The sequence below is a fragment of the Streptomyces sp. NPDC005728 genome, assembly GCF_040630895.1.
In the GTDB taxonomy this organism is placed as follows: domain Bacteria; phylum Actinomycetota; class Actinomycetes; order Streptomycetales; family Streptomycetaceae; genus Streptomyces.
The window spans coordinates 1-6,525 of record NZ_JBEXYL010000210.1 but is presented as its reverse complement, the minus strand read 5'-3'; the positions used below and the strand labels follow the sequence as shown (position 1 = coordinate 6,525).

The following is a 6,525-nucleotide window of genomic DNA, read 5'->3' as shown; positions in this document are numbered from 1 at the left end:
CGATCGGGTCCAGGAAGCCGTTCTCCGCCGCCGTACCGTGATCCATCGTGTCGCCGGAGTCGACGATCACGTTCACCCGGTACTGCTCCACCAGCCCGTCGCCCACCGCGGCGAGAGCCCATCGATGGAGGAGGTACGCAAGCACGTTGACACCGCGAGGAGTGTCTTCGCCTGGCTCGATTCCCTGACCGAGCCAGCTGCCCGATCGCACTGCGGCCGGAGCGCCACCGGTCGGTCGACCCACTCCGGCCGAGTAGCCGTCGTCACCGCTCGCTGGCCTACTGGGCCGCGGTGTGCAACAATCGATGGTTTTCTGAAGATCGATCGTCGCGCTACGGCAGTTGATGCACCGCTCGACCGGTCGCGCACCGTCGGTCGTCGCTCAGTCCGCGCCCCGCGGCGGGCAGCCTCGCCCACGAGTTCGGGCAACCGGCGTGTGTGATCCGCCACTTGCTCTACCCGCGTGGAGTGGTGATCCGCCCTACGGCGTCGACGACGGCGGCGCGATGCCGGGCCAGTCGCTGCGCCGACCACGGGGTGCCTCCGCTGGTCGGGCTCATGCCGCCTGTGAGGCTGAACCAGGCTTGGGTCAGCGCCAGCACGAAGGCCACCAGGTCCTCCGGGCCGAGCTCCGGCTCGACCCGGCCCTGCTCCTGGGCCGCCGCCACGGCTGTGGTCTTGGCGGTGTAGGTGGCGGCCTCCTGGTCGGTGGCGCCGGGCCGCTCCAGCAGCTTCCAGGAGAGCAAGCGCATCAGGTCGGGGTTGGCGACCAGGTCGTCGAAGATCCGTCCCGCGACTCCAGGGAGGTCCTCGGCGTCGAAGACCACGGTTTCCGTACCCACGGCGAGCACCCGCTCAATCACCGCATCGAACAGCTGCTCCTTGCTGCCGAAGTAGGCGTAGATCCGTTGCTTGTTCGCGCGCGCCGCCTCGGCGATGCGGTCCACCCGGGCGCCGGCCAGGCCGTACGCGGCGAACTCGGCGAAGGCGGCATCGAGCAGGCGGGTCTTGGTCCTCCGCGTGCTCGTACGGCGTCCGGCGGCACTCCGGGTACCGCTTCACGCACGACGTGTCCTCGATGCCGAGCTGTCCGGCGAGGTACTCGACGACCTCCCACGGCACCGCGAGCGGATCGTCCCCCAGAAAGCGGCCGATGTAGCGGACCGTGCAGGCGATCAGATCCCGGTCGTCATCATCGAGGAAGAAGAACCGCTCCAGCTCCGGGCGCGTGGGCACCGCGGTGAACGTCCCGTACGCCTCGGCCTGCTCATCAGTCAGAAACTCCACCGGTACGGCCCGGACCGTAGCCGTCCGGGCAGACCCGCGCAGCGGGTATCGCCGAAGCCCAGCAGCGCCACGGGATCGTGTGCTACCCAAGCAAGATCAATCTCAGCGGCTCTTTCTGTACCTCAACCACCCATACCCGGGGGCCGACAGACCTGACGAACAAATCGAAATGTTCACGGGTTTCGACAGCACCGGTGTGCAGGAGCCGCTGCCGGGGGTGCTCGATGGCCGGGGGCTGTCAGGTGTCTAAGGTCGTGTCCATGACGAGGAGCACACCCGCGCGCCCGCTCGATGTCGAGGCGCTCTTCCCGGAACTTGCTGCGTACCGAGGGACGACGACGCGGCTTCATCCTCGGCCGGGCAGACCAGGCCTGTCGGCCAGTTCCGTGGGCGGTCCTATGCTGTGGCCGGCGGACGAGCAGTGGCCGGTGTGCCGTGAGGCCCATGGCCGCGGGCGTGGTCGACGTCCGACCGACATCCACCGGGGGCGGCAGATTCTGGCCTCCGCATGGGCTCGTGACCAGGCCCCAGGTCCTTCCGATGAGGAACGGGAACTCCTGGTCGAACTGTACCGGGAGCACCGGCTGCCCGGGGTCTCCGAGACGGACCCGCTGCCAATGATCGGCCTGGCGCAGCTCTACTGTGGGGATGTCCCCGACCTGCCGACGGGGCCGGACGACTGCGATCTGCTCCAGGTGTTCTGGTGCCCCTTCAACGCACACGGCCCGAGCGGCTACGGCCTGGATCTGCACCTGCGCTGGCGCCGGTCGTGGGAGGTCGGCCAGGTGCTGACCGCGCCGCCGCAGCCGCCGGTCCTCGGGGCCGATGGATTCCTGCCCGAGCCGTGTGTGCTGCACCCGGAGCAGGTGGCCACCTACCCGTTCGCCGACCTCCTGTCCGAGGAGCTGTGCGCCCGGATCGACGCCTGGGAGGAAGCCCTTGAGGCCGAAGCCGAGCAGGCAATGGACGAGAACCCGGCCGAGCCGCCCAGCTACCAGTACGACCTGTCCATCCCACCCGGCTGGCGCGTGGGCGGTTTCGCCTCCTGGCACGCGACCGACCCGTACCCCATGGACTGCCTGATCTGCACGACACCGATGCGCCTTCTTCTGACCATCGCCAGCTCGGAGTGGGACAACGGCAGCGGCAGCTGGAAGCCGCTGGAGGACCAGGCCCAACGCCCTCACCCGTCCGCCACCCCCACCAAGGTCACCGTGGGCCGCTGGGGCGAGCTCAACGTCTTCGTTTGCCCCGACGATCCCGAGCATCCCCACCGCTGGTGCATCCAGTAGCTCGTCGAGCCCCGTCCCGTCGCCAGGCTGGCAATCTCACCGAACTCCCTGCAATCGGGCATCACTGCCATCCCCGGCGGGCCAAGTGCTGTCGTTTCTCATGAACATCGAACACGCCGCGGTCCATGTGCCTCGCGAAGCGCTGAACAGCTGCTGTCGAAACCGCTGATCAGAGCCACCCTCCTCTTCCTCCACGCGAAGTTCTCCGGCGGCACCATCCGCTTCGCCGGCTCCGAGTTCTCCGGTGGCACCAGCTCCTTCAACCGCGCGACGTTCTCCGGCGGCACGGTCACGGCTGATCTTGCCGTCCGCGAAGGAGCGGACCGTGCTCGCGAGATTCTCGTCCGACTCCTTCGGATTGTCGTTGAACTCGATCCACCTATCGGGCTGATCCGGGCTGCACAGGTTGCCGCGGCCCGCGGAGACGGACTGGTCCCCCATCCAGTCCAGCTGCTTGGGGCCGGGCCACCGGGTGCCCTCGGAGATGTTGTCGGTGCGTACCAGTTCGACCGTGTGCGGGTCGCAGTTGAACGACCAGGTCTCCTTCGCCCGGAAGGTGGCATCCAGCACGTACTTACCGGCGAGCTTGGTGGGGGCGAACTCGAAGTACATGCGGTCGACGTAGCCGCTGCCGCAGGAGTAGCCGTCCGCCGTGCCGCACTTGCCGACACCCTTGTCGCCGTCGAACATCCAGAACTCGTCGCCGTCGGAGGACAGCTTCGTGCGCTCCGAAACGCCCAGGCTCACCGACGGGTCGATGTAGACGGGGTAGACGGTGTCCTTGCCGCGCAACAGCTCCAGGTCGGGGTGAACGGCGACCGCTCCGTCGTCGACCTTGACCGGAAGCACCGCGGTGGCATCGCCCTCCCCCGGCTGCGACGGGTCGTCCTGCGCCTGGCCATCGGCCGGCACCGGGGTGTCCGTGCGCATCAGTTGCGTCTGCGGGCCCGACTCGCGGTCACCGGCGGAGTCCCACATCTGGCCCGCCGGACCACGGAAGACCGCGTTGCCGTCGTCATCGATGGCCCGCAATCCCCCGCCGGCGCCCGGCACCACGGACAGACCGTCCCCGGACGCCGTGAGCCTGACCTGCTCCAGGGCGGGATTCTGCGCCGCCTCGGGTGTCTTGACGACCAGGACTTCCCGGTAACTCTCGGCGGTAGCTGTCAGCTGCAGGTCCACACCGTCAAAGACGTTCGCATAGGTGGCCGTTGCGCCATCGAGAGTCGGCTCCGGCAGTGCGCCAGCCCAGCCCAGGGTGATCGACCGTCCGTCTTTGCCCAGACGGATCATGTCCGATCCCGAACCACCGCCGGAGAAGGACAGGTCCACCACAGCGCCCTTGGGAACAACCCGGCCGCCAGCACGGCGCTCCAGCACCGGATCCACCGTGCCCCAGCCGCCGTCCTGTTCCTTCACCCGCTGAGGTGTCGTGGACTGCGTCAGCGTGAACGAGCCGTCCGGATTCGCCTTGGTCGTGGAGTACTCGGTCCGGTCCGCCGTCACCTCCACCGACTCACCCGACGCCTCAGCCCGCGCAGACGCGGTGGGCTCATCCACCGCCCCGGAATCGGCGGCCGCAGTCGCCGGCAGCCCAACTGCGGCCGCAGCAGGCAGCCCTGGCAGTGCTGAGAGCACCAACGTGGCCGCGACACCGCCCCAAAGCCAGGAACGTGATCTTCGCGGTCTCCCCGCTGGCGTCACACCAGCCCGCTCAGGCCTCACCGAACCCCCCATGTATGGATCTTGTAAAGGTCCTGGAAAGGAAAGATCCGGTTACCGACAGCAGTCAATCCACTGTGAAACTGATCACGCAACAGGGCTCAATGTTGCCCTGACCTGCAGAGATAAATCCGGCCACAGATCCTCGAGGGCAATGCAGGGCATTCACAGAAACATCAGGCACAGAGGAAGACGACGAGAGACTGGCGGCCAAGCCCCCGTGGGACGGCCGGGACCTGACACTCCCTCACAGCCAGGCGGACCGGGCAGGGTGAGTTGGTACAGGTGTCAAGGCGCGGACCAGACCGCCCTCGCCACCCAGGGCCGCGCCGTGACCCTGCGGGCGATGCACAGAGACGGCCAGCGGGGTGCCCGCGCCGGTCGACGATCACGGCCGGCTAGGGCATGTCCGATGGGTCGTGTGAGCTTGCCTGCTGGCCGTCGCCGGATTTGGCGGCGGCCCGGGCGGCGGTGGCGAACCAGGCGCGGGGCTCCCTGATCGACCGCAACGCCCGCTGATCGCGCCAGACACGCACCGGGCCCGGTCCTCCGATGGAAGGGCCGGGCCATGGCAGGCACGAACCGGGTCAGCGGGCCTGGATGACGGTGATGGGAGCGTCGGGGCAGTCGTCAAGGACGGCCGCCAGGGCGGCCCGCTCCGCGGGATCGACGCTCAGGCACCAGCGGATCTTGTCCGCGACCCAGTCGGTGACGTTCTGGCAGCGGTAGCCGGCGGCTGGGGGAAGCCACGTGCTGGGGTCCTGGTCCGCCTTCGACCGGTTCGAAGCAGCCGACACCGCGATCAGCGCCCGGGCATCCCCGAGGTCGTTGGCATAGGCCTCCCGCTCCATCGCGCTCCACGCGTAGGCGCCGGAGTCCCAGGCCTCGGCAAGCGGGACCAGGTGGTCGATGTCCAGACCGCTGGGCCCCTGGATGTAGCGGTCGTCGTAGGGCGAGTACTACTCCCCTCCCGTGAGCGCGCACCTGGCGCCCTGCGCCGGGGCGATGACCGCTTCAGCCTTGAGGACTTCGGCGCGGGTGTTGCAGCCGTCCTTGTCGGCGTCGACCCAGTGCTTGAACTTGGTGCGCTCGTATCCGGTGCGGTCCTCGGCCTGGACGGACAGGCCAGCGAGGGCGTCCCGGACGGGCAGGGTCACGGTCTCACCGGGCGCGGCAGCAGCCGGGCTTGGGGCGGCATTGGCGGTCGTCGGGATGGGGAGCGGCCACCACGGCGGCGGTACGGGCGAAACGCACGAGCAGGAGTCCTCATCGGAGATCACAGCAAGTTGTGATCTTCGTAGCGGCCTCTGCCCTCGCCCCGCCCGGAGAAGGCCGCCGCTCTACCCGATCGAGCGGTAAGTCAGATGGTCGCCACGCACGGTTTGCCGCTGTGCACGGGTGGGACCCACGAGCAGGAGTACGGGATGCAGCGAGTGCCACCGTCGCTGTCATCAGCAGGGCCGACACTTCACTGCGCGCACGTGGGCCGGGCGCGCCCGTGCCTGCAGTGCGCTATGGCGCTACTGCTCCGCTCGTCGCAGAGCTGCTGGCTTCGTTCATGAGAACGGGTTCTGGCTCAACTCCGGTGCTGCTGCCCTTGAGCCAGGAGCTCGGCAAGCCTCTCGCCAGGGTCGCCAGGGTCGCCAGGGTCGCCAGCCAAATGATGCTCGGACCGTCCGGTCGGCCAGGTCGAGATCCCGTCGTCCACCCACCGCGGAACGACATGGAAGTGAAGGTGCGGCACCGACTGTTCCGAGCCTGGGCCGCTGGCGCTCAGGATGTTCACTCCTGAGGCGCCCAAGGCGGTCCTCATAGCCCCGGCCACGCGCTGGACCAGTGCCATCGCCGCGGCGAGAACGTCGGGTGGGGTGTCGAAGACGTCCGCGTAGTGCCGTGTGGGAACCACCAGAGTATGGCCGGGTGCCAAAGGATCCAGCGGGAGGAACGCGCAGGCCACGGTTTCACGAGCTACCCAGCGCGCAGTGCCTTCCTGGATGAGTCGGCAGAAGGTGCAGTTCACGCGACCCGAGCCTGCCACAGGTGGGACGGCGCTCGCCTGACGCCCAACCAATTCCGAATCCACTGAGGATCACTCGGCCGAACTGGGATCACAGACCTTGAGCCAGAGCCTGAGAACGGACAGCACTTCGACACTGGTTTGGGAAGCACGAGGCTCCTGAGGCCGGGACGGAATGTTCACGAGTTTCGACAGCACCGCGCTTTC

3 protein-coding genes and 3 pseudogenes are annotated in these 6,525 nt (G+C 68.3%); 1 reads left to right on the top strand and 5 read right to left on the bottom strand.

Features of this window, described 5'->3' with window-relative positions; all coding sequences use genetic code 11:
* Positions 1-455: 455 nt before the first annotated feature.
* Both ABZ471_RS47310 and ABZ471_RS47305 read right to left on the bottom strand, forming a co-directional pair.
* The gene (locus ABZ471_RS47310; protein ID WP_359075345.1) at positions 456-1,001 is read right to left on the bottom strand and encodes a TetR family transcriptional regulator; all 546 of its coding nucleotides are present in this window, start codon (positions 999-1,001) and stop codon (positions 456-458) included.
* Positions 1,002-1,017: 16 nt separating this feature from the next.
* Positions 1,018-1,329, bottom strand: a pseudogene (locus ABZ471_RS47305) (DUF4158 domain-containing protein); the annotation flags it as partial.
* 218 nt (positions 1,330-1,547) lie between these two features.
* Here ABZ471_RS47305 and ABZ471_RS47300 point away from each other — a divergent pair.
* Positions 1,548-2,579 (top strand): hypothetical protein, encoded by a 1,032-nt coding sequence (locus ABZ471_RS47300; RefSeq protein ID WP_359075344.1) that lies wholly within the window; start codon positions 1,548-1,550, stop codon positions 2,577-2,579.
* A gap of 291 nt (positions 2,580-2,870) precedes the next feature.
* Here the strand turns inward: ABZ471_RS47300 and ABZ471_RS47295 are convergent.
* The 3 genes and pseudogenes from ABZ471_RS47295 to ABZ471_RS47285 form a co-directional block, all read right to left on the bottom strand.
* Positions 2,871-4,139 (bottom strand): annotated as a pseudogene (locus tag ABZ471_RS47295) (LamG domain-containing protein); the annotation flags it as partial.
* Between the two features lie 749 nt (positions 4,140-4,888).
* A pseudogene (locus ABZ471_RS47290) lies at positions 4,889-5,531 on the bottom strand (HNH endonuclease family protein).
* Positions 5,532-5,877: 346 nt separating this feature from the next.
* Positions 5,878-6,321, bottom strand: a complete 444-nt coding sequence (locus ABZ471_RS47285) for an HIT domain-containing protein (RefSeq protein WP_359075343.1) — start codon at positions 6,319-6,321, stop codon at positions 5,878-5,880.
* Positions 6,322-6,525 lie beyond the last annotated feature (204 nt).

Bases quoted from the DNA above. Each gene is read 5' to 3' on its own strand.
- ABZ471_RS47300 (WP_359075344.1), top strand. From the start codon at position 1,548: ATGACGAGGAGCACACCCGCGCGCCCGCTCGATGTCGAGGCGCTCTTC.